18 protein-coding genes, 1 tRNA gene and 1 riboswitch are annotated in these 20,890 nt (G+C 73.5%); of the genes, 13 read left to right on the top strand and 6 right to left on the bottom strand.

The window, feature by feature from the left end; all coding sequences use genetic code 11:
• The first annotated feature begins 235 nt into the window (after positions 1-235).
• Positions 236-943: a M15 family metallopeptidase gene (locus IDM29_RS03190; RefSeq protein ID WP_182111693.1), complete on the top strand. Its 708-nt coding sequence runs from the start codon at positions 236-238 to the stop codon at positions 941-943.
• 46 nt (positions 944-989) lie between these two features.
• Here the strand turns inward: IDM29_RS03190 and IDM29_RS03185 are convergent, their stop codons facing one another.
• The 3 genes from IDM29_RS03185 to adhE all read right to left on the bottom strand — a co-directional run bounded on the left by IDM29_RS03185 (position 990) and on the right by adhE (position 5,195).
• Complete coding sequence (locus IDM29_RS03185) at positions 990-1,943, bottom strand: aldose 1-epimerase family protein (RefSeq protein ID WP_255491583.1); 954 nt, start codon at positions 1,941-1,943, stop codon at positions 990-992.
• 51 nt (positions 1,944-1,994) lie between these two features.
• Positions 1,995-2,441 (bottom strand): hypothetical protein, encoded by a 447-nt coding sequence (locus IDM29_RS03180; RefSeq protein WP_182111692.1) that lies wholly within the window; start codon positions 2,439-2,441, stop codon positions 1,995-1,997.
• 84 nt (positions 2,442-2,525) lie between these two features.
• Positions 2,526-5,195, bottom strand: a complete 2,670-nt coding sequence (gene adhE / locus IDM29_RS03175) for a bifunctional acetaldehyde-CoA/alcohol dehydrogenase (RefSeq protein ID WP_255491582.1) — start codon at positions 5,193-5,195, stop codon at positions 2,526-2,528.
• Between the two features lie 289 nt (positions 5,196-5,484).
• On the opposite strand from adhE, the gene IDM29_RS03170 reads away from it, so the two are divergent.
• Together IDM29_RS03170 and IDM29_RS03165 are read left to right on the top strand one after the other, a co-directional pair.
• Positions 5,485-5,961 (top strand): Hsp20/alpha crystallin family protein, encoded by a 477-nt coding sequence (locus IDM29_RS03170; protein ID WP_182111690.1) that lies wholly within the window; start codon positions 5,485-5,487, stop codon positions 5,959-5,961.
• A gap of 91 nt (positions 5,962-6,052) precedes the next feature.
• Positions 6,053-6,128, top strand: a riboswitch (cyclic di-GMP riboswitch).
• 18 nt (positions 6,129-6,146) lie between these two features.
• Positions 6,147-6,377 carry a BldC family transcriptional regulator gene (locus tag IDM29_RS03165; RefSeq protein WP_182111689.1) on the top strand — a complete coding sequence of 77 codons (231 nt, stop codon included), beginning with the start codon at positions 6,147-6,149 and terminating at the stop codon, positions 6,375-6,377.
• A gap of 88 nt (positions 6,378-6,465) precedes the next feature.
• Here IDM29_RS03165 and IDM29_RS03160 read toward each other — a convergent pair whose 3' ends face one another.
• A complete protein-coding gene (locus IDM29_RS03160; RefSeq protein ID WP_182111688.1) occupies positions 6,466-7,239 on the bottom strand; it encodes an SDR family NAD(P)-dependent oxidoreductase in 774 nt (257 codons plus the stop codon).
• Between the two features lie 1,125 nt (positions 7,240-8,364).
• Here IDM29_RS03160 and IDM29_RS03155 point away from each other — a divergent pair.
• From IDM29_RS03155 to IDM29_RS03145, 3 genes are read left to right on the top strand one after another with little or no spacing between them, the layout of a single operon-like run.
• Complete coding sequence (locus IDM29_RS03155) at positions 8,365-9,363, top strand: hypothetical protein (protein ID WP_182111687.1); 999 nt, start codon at positions 8,365-8,367, stop codon at positions 9,361-9,363.
• Positions 9,364-9,371: 8 nt separating this feature from the next.
• Entirely contained in the window at positions 9,372-10,448 is a 1,077-nt protein-coding gene (locus IDM29_RS03150) for a hypothetical protein (protein ID WP_182111686.1), read from the top strand.
• Complete coding sequence (locus IDM29_RS03145; RefSeq protein ID WP_182114231.1) at positions 10,448-11,131, top strand: ABC transporter ATP-binding protein; 684 nt, start codon at positions 10,448-10,450, stop codon at positions 11,129-11,131. Before IDM29_RS03150 ends, IDM29_RS03145 begins: the two co-directional genes overlap by 1 nt.
• 490 nt (positions 11,132-11,621) lie before the next feature.
• Here the strand turns inward: IDM29_RS03145 and IDM29_RS03140 are convergent.
• Positions 11,622-11,694, bottom strand: a tRNA-Arg gene (locus tag IDM29_RS03140).
• 58 nt (positions 11,695-11,752) lie between these two features.
• Positions 11,753-12,496, bottom strand: coding sequence for a FadR/GntR family transcriptional regulator (locus IDM29_RS03135; protein WP_182111664.1), 744 nt, complete (start codon positions 12,494-12,496; stop codon positions 11,753-11,755).
• Between the two features lie 113 nt (positions 12,497-12,609).
• Here IDM29_RS03135 and IDM29_RS03130 point away from each other — a divergent pair, with 113 nt between their 5' ends.
• From IDM29_RS03130 to IDM29_RS17600, 7 genes are all read left to right on the top strand, one after another.
• Positions 12,610-13,944 carry an MFS transporter gene (locus IDM29_RS03130; RefSeq protein ID WP_182111663.1) on the top strand — a complete coding sequence of 445 codons (1,335 nt, stop codon included), beginning with the start codon at positions 12,610-12,612 and terminating at the stop codon, positions 13,942-13,944.
• A complete protein-coding gene (gene argS / locus IDM29_RS03125) occupies positions 13,941-15,620 on the top strand; it encodes an arginine--tRNA ligase (RefSeq protein ID WP_182111662.1) in 1,680 nt (559 codons plus the stop codon). Before IDM29_RS03130 ends, argS begins: the two co-directional genes overlap by 4 nt.
• Positions 15,617-16,990 (top strand): diaminopimelate decarboxylase, encoded by a 1,374-nt coding sequence (gene lysA, locus IDM29_RS03120; RefSeq protein ID WP_182111661.1) that lies wholly within the window; start codon positions 15,617-15,619, stop codon positions 16,988-16,990. Before argS ends, lysA begins: the two co-directional genes overlap by 4 nt.
• Positions 16,991-17,096: 106 nt before the next feature.
• Positions 17,097-18,404, top strand: coding sequence for a homoserine dehydrogenase (locus IDM29_RS03115; protein ID WP_182111660.1), 1,308 nt, complete (start codon positions 17,097-17,099; stop codon positions 18,402-18,404).
• Entirely contained in the window at positions 18,405-19,475 is a 1,071-nt protein-coding gene (gene thrC, locus IDM29_RS03110; protein WP_182111659.1) for a threonine synthase, read from the top strand. It abuts the gene before it with no gap.
• Positions 19,476-19,478: 3 nt separating this feature from the next.
• Entirely contained in the window at positions 19,479-20,417 is a 939-nt protein-coding gene (thrB, locus tag IDM29_RS03105) for a homoserine kinase (protein WP_182111658.1), read from the top strand.
• A gap of 269 nt (positions 20,418-20,686) precedes the next feature.
• A partial coding sequence (locus tag IDM29_RS17600; protein WP_309232670.1) for a Rho termination factor N-terminal domain-containing protein occupies positions 20,687-20,890 on the top strand: 204 nt, incomplete at its 3' end.

Genomic DNA, 20,890 nt, shown 5'->3' with positions numbered 1-20,890 from the left:
CTCGAGACCGAACCGTTACTGTCGGGTCATCACCTCGCCCGCCGGGTCCCCCACGATCTCCGGCCCGGCGAGGTCGCGCTCCCACCGCATCTGCGTCCGGGGCGTGCCGTGTTCCGAGCCCGGAGGTGTCGTGCAGCCAGCGCAGGCAAGTTCGCCGGCGGCGTCCACGACCCCGGTGGCCTCGCGTCGCGCGCGGCGTGCGGCGCGGCCGGCACGGCGCGTCGACCGCGCGGCGATGCGTCGCGTCCTGCCGCGTGCCGGCGTCCTGACGGCGCTCGCCGCGGTGACGATCGCCGTCCCGCTCGCCTCGCACGTCTCGCCGACGGCGACCGTGGCCGCCGAGGCCGTCACCGTCGCCGAGCCGGGCTACCCGACCGCGCTCGAGGTCCTCGCCGGCGGGGACCAGCCCACGACCGCGACGTCGGTGCTGGCGGCCGTGCGCGGCGCGGACCGCTCAACCCTCGCGGCGAGCCGGTCGTATGAGCGCGAGCCGCTGCCCGGGTGCGACGGCGAGACGCGTCCCACGGGCTCCAACGGCCTCATCCCGGCGTCGGACATGTGCTCGCTGTGGGTCTCCGGCCACCTGCTGCGGGGCGACGCCGCCGTCGCGCTCGCCGAGCTCAACGTGAACTTCCGCGCCGCCTTCGGTCGCGACCTGTGCCTCACGGACTCCTACCGCTCGCTGGCCGACCAGCGGCGCGTCGCGGCGATCAAGCCCGGCCTCGCGGCCTCGCCGGGGACGTCCAACCACGGCTGGGGCCTGGCGATCGACCTGTGCACGTCCGAGACCCGCTCGTCGCAGGTCTTCTCGTGGCTCCAGAGCAACGGGCCCACGTTCGGCTGGGACAACCCGGAGTGGGCCCGCAAGGGCGGCTCGGGGGCGTTCGAGCCGTGGCACTGGGAGTTCGTCCCCGGCACGGCGGAGATGGGCACCAACTACTGACGTCGCGCCCCGCGGGGCACGACGTCGTGCGGACAGCCGCCGCTGCTCAGAGCAGCGTGGCGCCCCAGGTCACCTCGTGGCTCTCGCCCGGCGCGAGGTGCACCAGCCGGTCGCCCGTGCGGAACGCGTCGGCGATGCAGCTCATCGGCTCCGCCGCGACGCCGGTCCGGCGCACGGACTCCGGGCTGATGTGGTCGCCGGTGCAGATCTGCCACGCGTCCATGGACTCGTCCATCCAGACGGCGGCCGTCCGGCCGTCCGGGGCGGCGACCTGGATCCACGAGAGGCCCTGCTCGTCGCGGATCACGTCGAGGTAGGCGTCGTCGAGGTCCAGCCCGCGCAGGGACCGCGGCTCGCGCAGGTCGTACTCGCCGCTGACCGGCTCGGTGCCCGTGGGCAGCAGGCGGTCGTCGACCGTCACGCGGGTCGCGGCGTCCAGCCGGACGGTGCACTCGTCGAGGGAGGCGGCGCCGGGGGACAGCCACGGGTGGAAGCCCACCCCGTAGGGCGCGGTCCGCGTCCCGAGGTTGGTCGCGGTCGTCTGCACGTGCAGCCCGGCCGCCGTGAGGCGGTAGGTGACCCGGAGCAGCAGGTCGAACGGGTAGCCGGGGCTGGGCGCGAGCCGCAGGCGCAGGGTCGCGGCATGACCGGCGGCGTGCGCCTCGTCGACGTTGCCGAGCACCTCCCAGCGCTGCCACATGACCAGGCCGTGCAGGGCGGTGGAGAGCGCGGGCTCGGTGATGTCGAGCTGGAGCTCCTCGCCGTCGACCGTGTAGCGGCCGTCGCGGATGCGGTTGGGCCAGGGCGCGAGGATCGCCCCGTGGCCGGCGGGGGCCACCTCGTCCGCGCCGAACGGCGTGAAGACGTCACGCCCGCCGACGGCGTACCGGCGCACCTTGGCGCCGACGTCGGTGAGGGTCACCTCCTGGTCGTCGAGGACCAGCTCGACCTGGTGACCGGACAGGGGGGACGGGCGCGTGGCAGCGCTGGCGAGACTCACCCGGCCACGCTAGCGGAGCCCGCCTCGGTCGCGCACCGGGCGGGCCCGCGATCAGGCCAGGTCCTCGCGCAGCGACTCGATCTCGGCCCGGAGCGTCTCGAGCGCGGCCTCGACGGCGGGGCCCGCGTCCGCCGCGGCCTCGTCCAGGTGGTGCTCGGCCTCGTCGAGCGCCTCGACCACGTCCGCCTCGTCCGCCGCGGTCCGCGCCCGGTCCATCGCGTCGCCGGCGGCCGCCACCGCCTCGTCCACGCGGGCCCGCGTGTCCTCGTCCAGGGTCGCCTCGTCGAGGGTCTGCTCGAGGTCCTCGAGCGAGCGGCGGGCGCCGTCGACGCCCTCCTGGACGTCGTCGCCGAGGCGCTCGACGTCGACGTCGGGCAGGTCCTCGGTCGCGCTGCAGCCGGTCAGGGCGCCACCGGCCAGCACGGCGGCGAGGGCGGCGGCAGCAGCCCGGGAGAGCAGGGGGCGGCGCGCTGCGTGGGTGACGGGGGTCGTGCGCACGGTGTCCTCCGAGGGTCTGGGGAGGTCCAGTGTGCCCCGGCAGGGGTGTGCCCGCCCGCGCGACCGGGCGGGCACACCGGCGGGTCAGGCCTCGGAGCGCACCTCCTCCTGGGCGGAGGGCTCCGTCGTGCCTGCCTCCGTGCGCCGTGAGCGCACGTCCTGCAGCGACGTCCCGTAGTACGCCGCGGTCATGAGGTCCTTCATGTCGGCCAGCATCGGCATCCGCGGGTTCGCGGGCGCGCACTGGTCCTCGTAGGAGCGCATCGCCAGGTCGTCCAGCTTGCTCATGAACGCCTGCTCGGACACGCCCTGCGCCGCGAACGACGAGGGGATGCCGACCGCGTCGCGCAGCCGCTCGACCGCCCGGGCGTAGGACTCCACGCCCTCCGCCGGCGTCGAGGCCGGCAGCCCCAGCGTCTTGGCGATCTCCTGGAACCGCTCCGGGGCGACGTAGTGCTCGTACTTCGGCCAGCTCGTGAGCTTGGTCGGCACCGTGCCGTTGTAGCGGATCACGTGCGGCAGGAGCGTCGCGTTGGTCCGGCCGTGGACGAGGTGGAAGGTGGAGCCGATGGTGTGCGCCATCGAGTGCACGATGCCCAGGAAGGCGTTGCCGAACGCCATGCCCGCGATCGTGCCGGCGTTGTGCATCTTCTCCCGGGCGACCACCGCCGCCTCGCCGCCCGTCACGGACGCCTCGAGGTTCTCGAAGATCAGGCGGATCGCCTGCAGCGCCATGCCGTCCGTGAAGTCGTTCGCGTAGACCGAGACGTACGCCTCCGTCGCGTGCGTCAGCGCGTCGAAGCCGGAGTCGGCCGCGAGCGAGGCCGGCATCTTGCCCGTGAGCGCGGGGTCGATGATCGCGACGGTCGGCGTGAGCGCGTAGTCCGCGAGCGGGTACTTGACGCCCGTCTTCTGGTCCGTGATCACCGCGAACGGCGTCACCTCCGCGCCCGTGCCCGACGTCGTCGGGATGCAGACGAGCTTGGCGCGCTCGCCCAGCGTCGGGAACTTGAAGGCACGCTTACGGACGTCGAAGAACTTCTCGCGCATGTCCGCGAACACGATCTCCGGGTGCTCGTAGCGCAGCCACATGACCTTCGCGGCGTCCATGGGGGAGCCGCCACCGAGCGCGATGATCGTGTCCGGGTTGAAGTGGCGCATCGCCTCCGCGCCCCGGTCGACCGTCGCGATGCTGGGCTCGGGCTCGATGTCGTCCAGGATCTGCAGCGCGATCTTCTCCGGGCGACGACCGAGCACGTCCAGGACCTTGTCCACGAACCCGAGCTTGGTCATCGTCGCGTCGGTCACGATGGTGACGCGGTGCACGTCCGGCATGTCGGCCAGGTAGCGGATGGCGTTCGGCTCGAAGTACGTCTTGGCCGGGACCTTGAACCACTGCAGGTTGTTGTTGCGACGGCCGATCCGCTTGATGTTCACGAGGTTGACCGCCGAGACGTTGTTCGAGACGGAGTTGGCGCCGTACGAGCCGCAGCCGAGCGTGAGGGACGGGATGAACGCGTTGTAGATGTCGCCGATGCCACCGAGCGACGACGGCGAGTTCCAGATGATGCGGATCGCCTTGACGCGGCTGCCGAACTCCTCCGAGAGCTCCTTGTCCTCGGTGTGGATCGCGGCGCTGTGCCCGAGACCGTCGAACTCGACCATCTGCTCGGCGAGGCGGATGCCGTGCTCGCGCGAGTCGGCGCGCAGGACCGCCAGGACCGGGCAGAGCTTCTCGCGCGTGAGCGGCTCGGCGGGACCGACCTGACCGACCTCGGCCAGGATGATCGAGGTCTCCTCGGGCACCGTGAACCCGGCCTGCTGGGCGATCCACTGCGGGCTCTGCCCGACGACGGAGGCGTTGAGCTTGGCGCCGCCGCAGTTGGCCGAGTCCGCCTCGACGCCGAAGATGAAGCGCTCGAGCATGGCCTTCTCGGCCGGCGTGGCGCGGTAGGCGTGCAGGATGTCGAACTCGGCCATGGCGGCGTCGTAGATCTCCGCGTCGAGGATGACGGCCTGCTCCGAGGCGCACACCATGCCGTTGTCGAACGCCTTGGACAGCACGACGTCGTTGACGGCGCGCTTGAGCTTGGCCGTCGCCTCGATGTAGGCGGGCACGTTGCCGGCGCCGACGCCGAGCGCGGGCTTGCCGCACGAGTACGCGGCCTTGACCATCGCGTTGCCGCCCGTGGCGAGGATCAGCGCCACGCCGGGGTGGTTCATGAGCTCGTGGGTCGCGGCGATCGACGGCTCGGAGACCCACTGGATGCAGTGCTCCGGGGCGCCGGCCGCGACGGCGGCGTCGCGCACCACGCGGGCCGCCGCGACGGAGGACTCCTGCGCGGAGGGGTGGAACGCGAAGATGATCGGGTTGCGCGTCTTCAGCGCCACGAGCGCCTTGAAGATCGCCGTCGACGTCGGGTTGGTCACCGGCGTGATGCCGGCGACGACGCCCACGGGCTCGGCGATCTCCACGATGCCGTGGAGGTCGTCGCGCGAGACGATGCCGACCGTCTTGAGCTCGGCCATCGAGTTGGTGACGTGCTCGCACGCGAAGATGTTCTTCACGGCCTTGTCCTCGAACACGCCGCGGCGGGTCTCGGCGACCGCGTGGCGCGCGAGCTCGCCGTGCTGGTTCAGCGCGGCGACCGACGCCTTCTTCACGATGTGGTCGACGTCGGCCTGGGTGAACGACGCGTACTGCGCGAGCGCCTTGGTGGCGCCGGCGACGAGGGCGTCGATCGGGGACGCCACGGCGCGGGGCGCAGCGTCAGGCTCAGGGGCGGGACGGGGTGCGGAGCGAGCGGCCACGGGACTCTCCCGGTATTGGTGCGGATGGGGCGGATCGCCCTTGATCCACGTCCCACGGTACGAGCCCGTCGCGGCTCCGGGCTGTGCCAAAGGTCCCCGGGACAGTGGTCCCTGTCCCCTGGCACTCCCCGGGGGCGAGTGCTAGAACCGGAGGTAGCCGCCCGGTGCGAGCGAACGCCCCGGGCGGGTCGGACCCCGGATGGTCCGGGGTGTGTCCGAGGGGAGGACTCACATGGCTGCTCGACTGGAACCGATCGACCCGACGCGCTGGATGGACCAGCTGCTGGGCTCCGTGCGCGAGGCGGCGCAGGCGCCGCAGACCGCCGCGATGCCGCTCGACCTCTACCGCGCGGGCGACCACTACGTGCTGCAGGTGGACCTGCCGGGCGTCGACCCGGGCTCGGTGGACGTCAACGTCGAGGACCGCACGCTCACCATCCGGGCCGAGCGCACGGCACCCACCGACGCGGACGTGCAGTGGCTCGCGCGGGAGCGGGCCTCGGGCACGTACGTCCGCCAGCTCACGGTGGGTCGCGGCCTCGCCCTCGACCGGGTGCAGGCCGCCTACGCCGACGGCGTCCTGACCCTGACCATCCCGGTGGCGGAGGAGTCGCGCTCGCGCCGGATCGAGGTCCAGCACGGCTCGCCCGCGACCACGATCGGCGGGGGGCGGGGCGCCGAGGCGTCGGGGGGCTCGGCGGGGAGCTGAGCCGGCCCGGAGGGCTGGACGCGGGTGAAAGATGGGGTGCGGCCGACACGCGCTTTGCGTCGATGTCCGGAATGTGGGAACCTGTCCCCGTCAGCGACAAGGGCAAACCCACCGCGAGGTGGGGACGCAAAGTCACGGGACCCTCGAGGTCGGCCGGACGCACCGAACGACGAAGGAGTTGCACCATGTCCCCTCAGGGATCCCCCTCCGGCACCCGCAATGACGCCCCGGACTCGCTCCTGACCCCCTCCGAGGTCGCGAGCATGTTCCGCGTCGACCCCAAGACGGTCACGCGCTGGGCGAAGGCGGGCAAGCTCTCCGCCATCCGCACGCTGGGCGGCCACCGCCGCTACAGCGAGGCCGAGGTCCGCGGGCTGCTCAACGGCGTGCCGCAGCCGCGCACCAGCGAGGACTGAGGACCCCAGCGCTCCCACGACGGCCCCACCGGTGACGACCGGTGGGGCCGTCGTCGTCCGTGCCGTCCTCGTCCGTGCCGCAGGCGGCTCAGCGGGGGAGCTCGACCCCGGTGAGCGCGGCGAGCCGGGCGAGCAGGCCATCCTGGAGGGCGGTGTCGCGGGCCTCGGGGTTCGCGACCTGGACCTCGTGGCGCTTGAGGTACGCGCCGGTCACCCGCGCGGCGTCGTCGTCCGACGTGGCGAGCCAGACCTGCGTCGCGGCGCCCTCGTCCACCTCGTCCCACGCGCCCGGGCCGCCCAGCTTCGTCTTGATCCAGCCGGGGTCGACCGCGGTGACGACCACCTCGGGCCACAGGCGCGCGACGGCGAACGCGAGCGTGACGTCGAGCAGCTTGGAGTCCGAGTACGCCTGCATCCCGTCCCACGCGCGCGCCTCGAACTGCAGGTCGTCGAGGTGCGTGCGGCCCTGGGACTCCAGGCCGGAGGTCAGGTAGACGAGCCGGCGGGGACGGGGCATCAGCGCGGTGAGCAGGTACGGGGCGACCACGTTGACCTGGAGGATGCGCTCCAGGCCGTCCTCGGTCACCGTGCGCTCGCTGACCCCGCCGCCGATGCCCGCGTTGTGGATCACCACGTCGAACGGGCCCGCGGCGGTCGCCGCCCCGGCCAGGGCGCGCGTCTCGGCGAGCGAGGCCAGGTCCCCGACGACGACGTCGCTCACCCCGGGCTGGGCGGCGCGCAGGTCACGCGCACGCGCGGCGTCGCGCGCGTGGCCGACGACGTCGTGCCCGGCGGCGAGCAGCTGACGGACGGTCTCCAGGCCGATGCCGTCGCTCGAGCCGGTGACGAGGATGCGGGACACGGGGGACTCCTTCGGCCGGGACGGGGCCCCACATCCTCGCGCGGACCGCACGCACCGGTCGAACCGGTCCGTGCCGGTGCGGCGGTAGGCGCCCGACGATCGTCCATGCGGCCTCGAGCAGGACCGGCCCGCTCCTCGGGGTCAGGGTCTCCACCCACTCCTGCGCCGGGCTGCTGACCCCTGCGTCACCCCCGACGTCGAACGGCCCGTTCAGTGCGAGGTCCTCGAACGTCGCCACTGCACGCTGGCGTGCTCCTGGGGTGCCGTCAAAGCGTCCGACGTCGTCGACGTCCGCGCGGTCTTGGGGCTTACCGGGGCGCGACCTGGGTCGCCTGCTGACGGCTCCCCGCGGTCGGCTCGGCGCCCGAGGCGGTCGACGGATTGCAAGCCGTAGGAGAACTCCTGGCGGCGGGCGCTGGTCCTGCGGTTGTGCCACCAGGAGTCGGTGCTGAGGCGGTCGAGGACTACGGGTCCTTTCGCATCGACCCACTCCGCCGCAGGCTGGCCGGCTCCGTCGCGGTTCAGGGGTCCCGGCCGGCGGCAACCCGGACTCGAGTCACTCGGCGGTCCGGACCAGCTCTTGGCGGATCTGACTGCCGAGTACGACGCGCTATGGGCCCAGGGCGCCCCCCGCCGACCGGCGTCTTGGAGCAGTTCGCGAGCCGTGAGCGGTCGCTCGCCGCGACGGACTTCGGATGCCGCGAGGCGTCCAACCTTCCGTCGACAGTCGCGGAGGTGCGCACGGAGCTGGAGGACGCGTTCTTCACTGCGCACGTCACCGAGCTCGAAGCGATCCGAACCGCACTGGTCGAGGCGGCCGACGACTAAGTCCGCGGAGCTCGAAGCGAAATTCCCGCGTCCAAGGCGAGGGAGCCGGGGCGCGAATCCGCGCGCCCGTGACGGATAGAGAAGGAAGGGAAACCCGTATGCGCAAACAGCTGCACGCCGCCGCCGCGGTTGTCGCCTTCGCCTGCTGCCGGGAAACGCGACCCGCTTCTACTACGGTCACACCTACGTCCCGTGGGCGCCTGGTGACCTTCCCCACTTGCGGGCGGGGTTGAGCACCGGCGTCCGCCCGGCGGGGTGACGCCCGCCGGCCGGACGCCGTCCGACGAAGGAGGCGGTGTGCGTTCACGGTGGACCGGGTTGCTGGCCGGCGTCAGTGCGCTGCTCGGAGTCCTGATGACGGTGTCGGTGGCTTACGGACTGACGCTCGCCGACGGGTGGGCGCGCGGGCACCTGGGCCTGCCAGCGAGCTTCGTCGGCTACAGCGTCACGTCCGCTGGACGCGAGGTTCAGGCGGACGCCGCGGGGCAGGTGCTGGTCGCCATCGGCGATGCGTCCGCGACACTTGTGGTGACACCTGCTGCGGGTATGGGCGCTGCAGCTGTGGGCGTCATGGACACGACCGGTGCGGTACCGCTGCTGCGCGATGTGGGCTCGGCGGGCGCTCAGCCGGCCAGGGCGCCCGAGGCGCCCGGTGCGAGCACCAAGCCGTGGGTAGTCCTTGTCGAGGGCTCCTACACCGCTGGCCAGGTCGTGCGCTCCGGCACGGCGACATTCCTGCCGCCGGGATCGACGGTCATCGGCACAACCGGGTACCCGATGCTGCCGAGGGACACCCAGTACTTGTACGCCCTCGGTGGAGCGCCCTTGCCCAGCGGGGATTATTTCATCGACGCGTCGAAGGGAGTGGAGACGGCGATCGTGACGGCGCTGACCGACGCGGGGTTCCAGGTCGAGCCGATTGAGCGACCGCCGCTGGCGCAGGTGGTGGCATCGGACCCGTTCACGACAGTCTTCGCCATACTCCTTGCCGGCGCCTTCGTTTGCGTCGCGCTGCTGGTCGTCAACCAGTTCACCTTTCACCGGTCGCGCGTGGACGTGCACCGCCTGCACGGAGCGCACACGGGTGCCCTGCTTCGCCTGCTTGCTCCCGTCGGCATCGCGACGACGTCGACCGGGACCTTGGTGGGTAGTGCCCTGACCCTGCTGCTGGGCCGGCGTCACCTCGATGTGGTCTCGGCCGGGATGGGTTGGTTCGGCGCCACCTGCCTGACACTGGCCGCTGCCGCGCTCGGCGTGGCGATCGGGTCCCGCCGCACGCGGGAGGCTGCCAGGTGAGGGTTCAGATGAGCGCAGGGCTCCGTGATGCGTGGCGGGTGCGGGGCAGGACGGCACTGTTCGCTGCGATGGTCACGATTGGCACCGTCCTCACGGCCACCGGCCTGAGCGAGCTGGGCTCAAGCGTGGCTGACGTACGCGTCGCGGAGGACCTCGGTCGCCGCGGCGCGACGTTCTTCCGGGTGCACTACCTCACCGACGAGCCGTTCGAACCGACAACTGAGCTGGCCGAGCTGCTCGACCAGGAGCTGCGCCACGGTGGCGCCGCGTTCACGACCGTTCGCTTCAACCATGGCGTGCGCGAGACGTTCCCGTACCCGGTGCTGCTGGTCCTCGGGGACTTTGAGGACGCCTTCGGTCTGCCTGAGATCCCGGACGGCTCGGCGGTAGTCGGTGAGGACGTGGCCCTGTACGGCGTGGGCGACACCGTCGACCTCGGTGTGACCACCGTCGAGGTGAGCGGCCGGCTTGCCCCTGGGGCGGTGTTCCTCGACCCCTGGCAGTCCAGGGAGACCTTGGCACGGACCGTCGTCGTGAAGGTGGGTCTGGACGACCTGATGGCCCTCGGGTGGCCCGCTCAGGAGGAGGCCGTCGCCCGCACCGTGCTGCTGGCGCCGACCACCACCGTGGTGGACCGCCTTGTCGATGAGTCGTGGAGCTCGGGCCTACAGCTCGTCCCGGCTACGGTTGCGGACGCAGGCGGACAGACCTTCGCATCTCACCAGCGCGACAGTCTGCTCTACACGGCCATGTACACGGCCTTTCTGCTCTTGGTGGTCGTCGCAGTGGGATCGTCGGCGGCCGCGACCGCGCGCCGCGCACAGCGCTCGCTCGCGATCCAGCGGCTGCACGGCGCGCGGATCGGGGACGTGGTGCTTCGCCTGGCGACCTACCTCGCACTTGTCGTGCTGGTGCCGGTCCTGGGCGTGCTGGGCCTTGCCGCCTTGGCCTTGCCCGACCTGGTCAGCGTCGTGCCGTGGGCGATCGCCGCTGTGACTGCCGTGTACGCCGGGCTGGTCGCCCGTGTCTCGTCCGTCGTTGCCCGCAACGACCTTGCGGCTCAGCTTGGAGGAAGCAATCTGTGATGCCAGCCCTGCACCTCAACGCGGTCGTCAAGACGTTCGGTACCGGAACGGCACGCGTTGACGCTCTCAAGGGAGTGACCTTGACCATTGGCGCGGGGGAGCTGGTGGCGGTCATGGGACCCTCCGGCTGTGGGAAGTCCACGCTCCTGAACGTCATGGGTCTGGTGGTCCCGGCGAGCGCGGGAACCGTCACGGTCGAGGGAGAGGAGGTCACCCGGAGCTCGGATCGCAGCCTCGCCCGGTTGCGGAACCGCACTTTCGGCTACGTGCGGCAGGACTTCGCCCTCATCGACGAGGACACGATCAGGCAGAACGTCGAGGTGCCGCTGCTATACGGCGGACGCCGCTTGCGACGCAAGCTCCGCAGCCAGATGTGCGCCGAGAGCGTGGGCGCGGCGCAGCTCGACGTGCCTCTGAGGCGTACGGTGCGGACCTTGTCGGGTGGTGAGCGTCAGCGGGTGGCGATTGCGCGCGCACTCGTCGGTTCCCCGCGCATCGTGCTCGCGGACGAGCCGACTGGTGCGCTCGACAGCGCCACGAGCAAAGCGGTCATTGACCTTCTCGTGTCGGTCGCAGAGCGGGGCAGCTCAGTCGTCATCGCGACGCACGACGAGCAGGTCGCTGCGCGTTGCGGCCGCATCGTGCAGATGCACGACGGCTCCCTGGTTGACATCGGTGAGTGACGGGGCCGAATGGAGATCGGGGGACTGACCCAGCAGGTGCTGCGCCGAGGGACGCGGGAGTCGTATGTGGCTGCCGATGCCTTCGGGAGCCTCGCCGATCCAAAGCAAGGCATCGCGCCGGTCACCGTCGTGCCTGGCGGCTGGCCGAGCCGCCATGCCCGCGCGAGATCGCACTTGGGGCCCTTGTTTCGGAGGCAGACGGTAGGTGTGTTGCTCGGGTCGTTCGGTGCGGTCCATGGCCGCGAGTACGCGATGAGCGGCGCCTCGGCGTCGTCGGGGTGAGCTCACGGCCGCTGGCCGTGATGTGGGACCGCGCCGTGAACCAATGGCACGGTCACGCACCGTTGTGCCTGAGCCGGACCCGCAGAGTGGCGGGATCGCTGACGGAGCTCTGACCCGTCCGACATCGCGATGATCTCCGCGATCTCCGCGCAGCGATGCGGGGACGACGGAGCCCCGGCCACCATGGGTGGACCGGGGCTCTGATCGGTGCCCGCGGCAGGAATCGAACCTGCGGCCTTCTGCTCCGGAGGCAGACGCTCTATCCCCTGAGCTACGCGGGCGGGGCGGTGCGAAACATTACCAGCCGCCGGGGCGTGCGCGGTGCCGCCGCCCGTCCGGTCAGGCGGGGCGCTCGGCGTCGGGGGCGTTCAGGCGCTCGCCGGGGGCGAAGAGCCCTTCGGGGCTGCCCCCACCCGTCTCCGCCGGCCGCAGCTCCTCGCCGATGAGCTCGGACAGGTAGCGGTCGATCTCACGCATCGCCGCCTCGGGGTCGGCGGCCGCCACGGCCTCGACGAGCACGTGGTGCGAGTCGTCGTCGTGCACCGGGTGCTCGAAGTTGAAGCGGATGTTCTCGCCGATCGCGTCCTGGAGGTTCTCGTACAGCGCCAGGAGAACCGGGTTGTGCGAGGCCACGGCGATGGTGCGGTGCAGCGCCAGGTCGGCCTCGACCATCCGGTCGAGCTCGCCGCTCTCGAACGCCTCGCGGCGGCTGTCGCGCAGCGCGCGCAGCTCGGCGACCTGCTCGTCGGTCCGGCGGAGCGCCGCCAGCCGCGCCGCCTCGACCTCGAGGCTGCGCCGGACCTCCAGGACGTCGCGCTGGTGGGCACCGGCGATCTGGCGACCCATCGCGTTGCCCAGCTCGGAGTTCGACAGGACGTAGGTGCCCGATCCCTGCCGGCGCTCGAGCATGCCCGCGTGGACGAGGGACTGCACGGCCTCGCGGACCGTGTTGCGGCCGACGCCGATCAGCTCGGTGAGCTCGGGCTCCGCGGGGATGCGCGAGCCGACCTCCCAGGTGCCGGACGTGATCTGCTGGCGCAGTCGCCCGACCGCGAGGTCGATGAGGTTGGTGCGGCGCGTCATCCCGGCTCCGGACGTAGGGGTGGTGTGGGGCAGTCAACACCGCCGGACGGGTCGAGCGCACGTCGCCCCCTGCCGTACAGTCGCGCCGACCCCACCACGAGCGACAGGCAGGCATGCCCGCACCACCCGAGCCGAACGCCGGGCAGCGTCCCGGCGCGGCCGCCCCGCACCCGTGGCGAGGGCGCCTCCTCGTCCTGGTGGGCATCCTCGTCGTCGCGCTCAACCTGCGGATCGCGATCGCCTCGGTCTCGCCGATCCTCGACCGGCTCGAGGGGGACCTCGGGCTCACGGCGGCCCAGGCCGGCGTGCTGGGGACGGTCCCCGTCGCCTCGTTCGCCCTGTTCGGCTCGATCACCCCGGCGCTCGCCCGCAGGGTCGGCCTCGAGCCGCTCCTCGTGGCGGCGATGGTGCTCTCGGCCGTGGGGGAGGTCGTCCGGTCGACCGTGACGACGCCGCCCGCGTTCGTCGCGTGGTCGCTCATCGCCCTCGCGGGCATGGGCATGGGCAACGTCCTGCTGCCGCCCCTGGTCAAGCGGTACTTCCCCGACCGCATCGGGCCCGTGACCGCGGCGTACTCGGTCGCCATGGCGTTCAGCGCCGCGCTGCCGCCGCTGCTCGCCGTGCCCGCCGCGGCCCGGCTCGGCTGGCGCGCGTCGCTGGCTTCGTGGGCGGTCGTCGGGCTCGTGGCCGTCGTGCCGTGGCTGGTCGTCATCGCGCGCTCCGCGGCGGCCCGGACACACCTGCGCGAGGTGCTGCGCCGCGCGCCGTCGGCCACGCCGCGGCTCGACTCGCGCCACCGCAATGCCGGTCGGGTGTGGCGCGTGCCGCTCGCGTGGGGCCTCGCGGGCGCGTTCGCGATGAACTCGCTCAACTCGTACGTGGTGTTCGCCTGGCTCCCGGCGCGGCTCGTCGACGCCGGTCACGACCCCGCGGCCGCGGGACGCTGGCTCGCGCTCGTGGCGATCCTCGGGCTGGTCCCCGCCCTGGTCGCACCGCCGCTGGCCGTGCGGCTGCGCAACCCGTACCCGGTCGTGGTCGCCTTCGTCGCGCTGTACGTCGTCGGCTGGGCCGGGACGCTGTGGCTGCCCGCGTACCCGCTGCCGTGGATGATCGGGCTCGGGCTGGGGGTCGGCACGTTCCCGCTGCTGCTGACGCTCATCAACCTGCGCACGCGGACGTCCGCCGGCGCCGCCTCGCTCTCCGGGTTCACGCAGGGGGTCGGCTACGCGGTCTCCGGCGTCGGCCCGTTGCTCGTCGGCGTGCTGTACGGCGCCAGCGGCGGCTGGGAGCTGCCCTCGGTCGTCCTGGCCGTCTCGAGCGCGGTGCTGCTGGTGGCGGGGGCCGTGGCGTGCCGCCCCGGGATGCTCGAGGACGCGTGGGGCCCTCGCGGCGGCGGGCCGGACACGGCGCAGGGCCGACCGGCCGGTCTCGATACCCTGGGACCGTGACCCCCGCCGAGCTGTCCGAGGCGCTGCGCGCCGTCCTGCTGTCCGCCGTCGCCGACGGCACCCTGCCGCTGCCCGCCGACGCCGTGCCGGCGACGATCACGGTGGAGCGACCCCGCTCCCGCGAGCACGGGGACTGGGCGACCAACGTGGCGCTGCAGCTCGCCAAGAAGGCCGGCATGGCGCCGCGCGCGTTCGCCGAGGTGCTGGCGGCGCGGCTCGCGGAGGCGCCAGGGGTGGCGCAGGTCGAGATCGCCGGTCCCGGCTTCCTCAACATCACCCTCGACACGGCCGCGGCGGGCGAGCTCGCCCGCACGGTGGTGGAGGCCGGGGAGGCCTTCGGCCGCTCGCAGGTGCTGGCGGGCGAGCGGATCAACCTCGAGTTCGTCTCGGCCAACCCGACCGGGCCGCTGCACATCGGCGGGGTGCGCTGGGCGGCGGTCGGCGACTCGCTGGCCCGCATGCTCCAGGCCAGCGGTGCCGAGGTGGCGCGCGAGTACTACTTCAACGACCACGGTGCCCAGATCGACAGGTTCGCGCGGTCGCTGCTGGCGCGCGCCCGGGGCCTGGAGGCGCCCGAGGACGGCTACGGCGGCCAGTACATCGCCGACATCGCGGACCGGGTGATCGCCGACGCCGCCGCGGCGGGCGAGCCGGACCCGCTGTCCCTGCCCGACGACGCGGCCCAGGAGGCGTTCCGGGCCCGGGGCGTCGAGCTGATGTTCGGCGAGATCAAGCAGGCGCTGCACGACTTCCGCGTCGACTTCGACGTCTACTTCCACGAGGACTCCCTGCACCGCTCGGGCGCGGTCGAGAGGGCGATCACGCGCCTGCGCGACCTCGGCCACGTCTACGAGGCCGACGGCGCCGTGTGGCTGCGCACCACGGAGTTCGGCGACGACCGGGACCGCGTCATCGTCCGGTCGGACGGCATGCCCGCGTACATCGCCGGTGACCTGGCCTACTACCTCGACAAGCGCGAGCGGGGCTTCGACCGCGTCGTGATCATGCTCGGCGCCGACCACCACGGCTACATCGGCCGCATGATGGCGATGTGCGCCGCGTTCGGGGACACCCCGGGCGTGAACCTCGAGATCCTCATCGGGCAGATGGTGAACCTGCTGCGCGACGGCGAGCCGCTGCGCATGAGCAAGCGCGCGGGCACGATCGTGACGATCGACGACCTCGTGGGCGCCGTCGGCGTGGACGCCGCGCGCTACGCGCTGGCGCGCTCCTCGACGGACCAGTCGATCGACCTGGACCTCGACCTGCTCAGCCGGTCGACGAACGACAACCCGGTCTTCTACGTCCAGTACGCCCACGCCCGCACGGCGAACGTCGCGCGCAACGCGGCGGACCTCGGCGTGCGTCGCGAGGACGGCTTCGACCCCTCGCTGCTCGACCACGTCAGCGAGTCGACGCTGCTGGCCAAGCTGGGCGAGTTCCCGCGCGTGGTGGCCCAGGCCGCCGAGCTGCGCGAGCCGCACCGCGTCGCCCGGCACCTCGAGGAGGTCGCCGGGGCGTACCACAAGTGGTACGACCAGCGGCGCGTCACGCCGTTCGGCGACGAGGCGGTCAGCGACGTCCACCGCACGCGCCTGTGGCTCAACGACGCGACCCGGCAGGTCCTCGCCAACGGCCTCGGCCTGCTCGGGGTCAGCGCGCCGGAGCGGATGTGAGCTCGACCGGCCACCTGGTCCCGCCGACGCTGGACCCGGCCGTCTGGCCGGCGTCGGCCGCGGTGGGGCCGGACGGCGCGGTGAGCGTGGGGGGAGTGGACCTGCGCGCGCTCGCGGCCGAGCACGGCACGCCCGCCTACGTGCTCGACGAGGCGGACTTCCGGAGCCGCGCGCGCCGCTTCCGGACGGCGTTCGAGGCCGCGTTCGCGCCGCTCGGCGTCGGCGTCGACGTCTACTACGCGGGTAAGGCCTTCCTCAGCGTCGCCGTCGCGCGGTGGGCGCACGAGGAGGGGCTCCGCATCGACACCGCGACGGGCGGCGAGCTGGCGGTCGCCCTGCGTGCGGGCGTCCCGGGCGTCGACATCGGGCTGCACGGCAACAACAAGTCCGACGCGGAGCTCGAGCGCGCGCTCGCGGCCGGCGTCGGCCGGATCGTCCTCGACTCCCTCGGCGAGGTGGGCCGCGTGGCGGACGCCGCCGCGCGCGCCGGCGTCCGGGCGCCGGTCATGGTGCGCGTGACCACGGGCGTGCACGCCGGCGGGCACGAGTACATCTCCACCGCGCACGAGGACCAGAAGTTCGGCCTGTCGGTGACGGGCGGGCAGGCGCTCGCCGCGCTGCGGGCCGTCCTGGCCCGGCCCGAGCTCGAGCTGCTGGGCATCCACTCGCACATCGGCTCGCAGATCCTCGACCCGTCCGGCTTCGAGGCGGCGGCGCGGCGCGTCATGGAGCTGCGCGCCGAGCTGGCCGCGCTCACGGACCACCTGGTGCCCGAGGTGGACCTCGGCGGCGGCTTCGGGATCGCGTACCTGCCCGGTGAGGTCCCGCTGGACCCCGACCGCGTCGCCAAGGACACGGCCGCGGCGGTCGCCGACGCCTGCGCCCGGCTCGGCACGGCCGTCCCCCGGATCTCCATCGAGCCCGGGCGGGCCGTCGTCGGGCCGACGGCGCTGACGCTCTACACGGTCGGCACCGTCAAGCCCGTGACGGTGGGTGGCGACGAGGACCTCGTCCGGACGTACGTCTCGGTGGACGGCGGGATGAGCGACAACCTGCGGCCCGCCCTGTACGGGGCGAGCTACACGGCCGCCGTCGTCTCGCGTCCCGCCGACGCCGCGACGGTGCCCGCCCGCGTGGTGGGCAAGCACTGCGAGAGCGGCGACATCGTCGTGCGCGACGTCGCCCTCCCGGCCGACGTCGCGCGCGGCGACCTGCTGGCGGTCCCCGCCACGGGCGCGTACGGACGCTCGATGGCGTCGAACTACAACCACGTCCCGCGGCCGCCGGTCGTCGCGGTGCGTGACGGCGTGGCGCGCGTGATCGTGCGCCGCGAGACCGAGGACGACCTGCTCGCCCTGGACGTGGGCTGAGGTCGACGTCCACGGACGGGTCGCGGCGTCCCGCCGCCGGTGGCCGCCCCTATCCTGGGCAGCGCCCGGCGGCACGTGTCGCGCGGAACGAGGAGAGGTGGCCCCGGTGGCAGTCCCCGACGGCGCGGTGCGCGTCGCCCTGCTCGGCTGCGGCGTGGTGGGCACGGAGGTGGCCCGGCTCCTGCTCACGCAGGGCGACGAGCTCGCCGCACGTGTCGGTGCCCGGCTCGAGCTCGTGGGCGTGGCGGTGCGTGACGCCTCGGCGCCCCGGGACCCCGTGGTCGACCCCGCGCTCCTGACCACCGACGCGGCCGAGCTCGTGACCCGGGCCGACGTCGTCGTCGAGGTGATGGGCGGGATCGAGCCCGCGCGCGGCCTGCTGCTGCGCGCGATCGAGCACGGTGCCGGGGTCGTCACGGCCAACAAGGCCCTGCTCGGCCAGGACGGGCCCACCCTCTACGCGGCCGCCGACGCCGCCGGTGCCGACCTCTACTTCGAGGCCGCCGTCGCCGGGGCCATCCCGCTGGTCCGCCCCGTGCGCGAGTCGCTCGCCGGGGACCGCGTCACGCGCGTGCTCGGCATCGTCAACGGCACCACGAACTACGTGCTCGACCAGATGACGACGACGGGCCTCGACCTCGACCAGGCCGTGAAGCAGGCCCAGGACCTCGGCTACGCGGAGGCGGACCCGACGGCCGACGTCGAGGGGTACGACGCGGCGGCGAAGGCCGCGATCCTCGCCTCCCTCGCCTTCCACACCCGCGTCGGCGTCGACGACGTCCACCGCGAGGGCATCCTCGCCGTCACGGCCGAGGACGTCGCCTGGGCGCAGCGGACCGGCCACGTCATCAAGCTGCTCGCGATCGCGGAGCGCGTGAGCGCCGACGGCGTCCCGGGCGTCGTCGCGCGGGTCCACCCCGCGCTCGTGCCGGTGGACCACCCGCTCGCGGGCGTCCACGGCGGCTTCAACGCGGTGTTCGTCGAGGCCGAGGCCGCCGGCGAGCTGATGTTCTACGGCCGCGGCGCGGGCGGCGCGCCGACCGCGAGCGCCGTCCTGGGCGACGTCGTCACGGTGGCGCGCCACCGCGTGCTGGGCGGCCGCGGCCCGGTCGAGTCGCGGTACGCGGACCTGCCGGTCCACGACGTCGCGCACGCCCGCACGCGCTACCAGGTCCACCTGCGCGTGGCGGACCGGCCGGGCGTCCTCGCCCAGGTCGCCCAGGTGTTCGCGGGCCACGGCGTCTCCATCGAGACCGTCCGGCAGGGACCCGCGCCCGTCGGCGAGGAGCAGGCCGAGCTGCTCGTCATGACCCACGAGGCGAGCGAGGCCGCGCTGTCGGCCACCGTCGCCGACATCGCGGGCCTGCCCGCCGTCCTGACCGTCCTGTCCGTGCTGCGCGTCGAAGGAGCCTGAGTGGCCCACCAGTGGCGAGGCGTCATCGCCGAGTACGCCGACCGTCTCCCGTCCCACCTCACCGAGCGCGTCGTCACGCTGCGCGAGGGCGGCACCCCGCTCGTGCCGGCGCCCGCGATCGGCGAGCTCGTCGGCGCCGAGGTGCACCTCAAGGTCGAGGGCATGAACCCGACCGGCTCCTTCAAGGACCGGGGCATGACCACGGCCATGTCGGCGGCCGCCGGGCGCGGTGCCCGCGCCGTGGTGTGCGCGTCGACCGGCAACACGTCGGCGTCCGCGGCGGCCTACGCCGCCGTCGCCGGCATGACCTGCGCCGTGCTCGTGCCCGACGGCAAGATCGCGATGGGCAAGCTCAGCCAGGCCATCGCGCACGGCGCGCGCCTGCTGCAGGTCGACGGCAACTTCGACGACTGCCTCGTCGCCGCCCGCAAGCTCGCCGAGGCGTACCCGGTCGAGCTCGTGAACTCGGTCAACCCCGACCGGATCCAGGGTCAGAAGACCGGCGCGTTCGAGATCGTCGACTCGCTCGGCGACGCTCCCGACATCCACGTGCTCCCGGTCGGCAACGCCGGCAACATCACGGCGTACTGGAAGGGCTTCACCGAGTACGCCGCGGACGGTCCCGCGAGCCGCACGCCGGCGATGTGGGGCTTCCAGGCCGCCGGCGCCGCACCGATCGTGCTGGGCCACCCGGTCACCGAGCCGGAGACCATCGCGACGGCCATCCGCATCGGCAACCCGGCGTCGTGGGAGCAGGCCGTGGCGGCCCGCGACGAGTCGGGCGGGGTGATCGAGTCCGTGACCGACGAGCAGATCCTCGCCGCCCACCGGCTGCTGTCCACGCGGGCCGGGGTGTTCGTCGAGCCGGCGTCGGCCGCCGGCGTCGCAGGGCTCCTCGCGCGCGCCGAGCGGGGCCTGGTGCCGGCGGGTGCCCGCATCACGGTGACGGTCACGGGCCATGGGCTCAAGGACCCGCAGTGGGCGCTGCGCGCGGCGGACGGCTCCGAGGTGACGCCCGTGCGCGTCTCGGCCGACGTCGTCTCCATCGCCGACGCCCTCGAGCTGGGCTGAGCCGTGCGGCTCGGCAGCGACCACGTGCGCGTGCGCGTCCCTGCGACGAGCGCGAACCTCGGCCCCGGCTTCGATGCCCTCGGCCTGGCCGTGGAGCACCACGACGAGGTCGAGGTCAGGGCGCTCGGCAGCGCGGACGTCACCGTCGAGGTCAGCGGCGAGGGAGCGGGCGAGCTGCCGACGGGGGAGGACCACCTCGTGGTCCGCGCGATCCGCGCGGCCCTCGACGAGGTCGGCGCACCGCAGGTCGGGCTGCACCTGACGTGCGTCAACCGCATCCCGCACGGCCGCGGCATGGGCTCGTCCGCCGCGGCGGTCGTGGCCGGGGTGCTCGCGGCACGCATGCTCATCGCCGAGCCGGAGGCGCTCGGCGACACGGTCGCGTTCCGGCTCGCCTCGCGGTTCGAGGGGCACCCGGACAACGCGGCGCCGGCGATCCTCGGCGGGGCGACCGTCGCGTGGACCGCCGCCGACGGGCCGCACGCGACGCGCCTTCCCCTGCACCCGTCGGTGCGGCCCGTGGTCCTGGTGCCGCCGACCCGGCTGTCGACGTCGACGGCTCGCGGCGTCCTGCCGGCGACGGTCCCGCACGCCGACGCCGCGCTCACCGCGGGCCGGGCGGCGCTGCTCGTGCAGGCGCTGTGCCACCGCCCGGAGCTGCTGCTCCCGGCGACGGTCGACCGCCTCCACCAGGAGTACCGGGCGGCCGTGATGCCGGGGACGTGGGAGCTCGTGCGCGCGCTGCGCGACGCCGGGCAGGCCGCGGTCGTCAGCGGTGCCGGGCCGTCGGTGCTGGTGCTCGAGGACGCGACGCGCGGCGACGAGGGGGCGCGCGCACGCTCCGCGCTGCTCGGCGAGCCGGGTCGCCACGGCGCGACGCCGTCGGGCTGGCGCGTGCTCGCCGCCGGCGTCGCGCAGGGTGCTGTCGCCGAGCGCGTCTGAGCCCCGCGGTCGCGACGCGCGGTCACCGGATCGGCGGTACGGGGCTACCGGCCCGGTGCTAGGCTGGATCATCCCCCCTGGCATCTGAGCGGACCCCGCCACGCATGCGAGGCGCAGAAGCCGACGGCCCGAGGGGACCAAGCCACCGCACGGTCGACGTCACGTCGCCCACCCTCGCCGTGGCTCGGAACCGACCCGGGCAACGGTCCCGGGCAACCACGCGGCCCGCCCCACCCGTGCCGGCCGCCGACGAGGGGGAAGGATCCTTCGTGTCAGAGACCATCGAGGCTGCGAACGGGACGGCCACCGCCCCGCGCAGCACGAGCCGGGGCGCCGCGCTGTCGACGCTGCGGCTGCCCGAGCTCCAGGCGCTCGCCGCCGAGCTGGGCGTCCCCCGCACGTCCGCCATGCGCAAGAGCGACCTGGTCAGCGCCATCCGTGAGCACCGCTCCGGGGGCGCCCAGGCGCGCGAG

The sequence above is a fragment of the Actinotalea sp. JY-7885 genome (assembly GCF_014525465.1).
GTDB lineage: Bacteria > Actinomycetota > Actinomycetes > Actinomycetales > Cellulomonadaceae > Actinotalea.
Note: the sequence above shows the minus strand (reverse complement) of the source record. Positions and strands in the feature narration are given on the sequence as shown.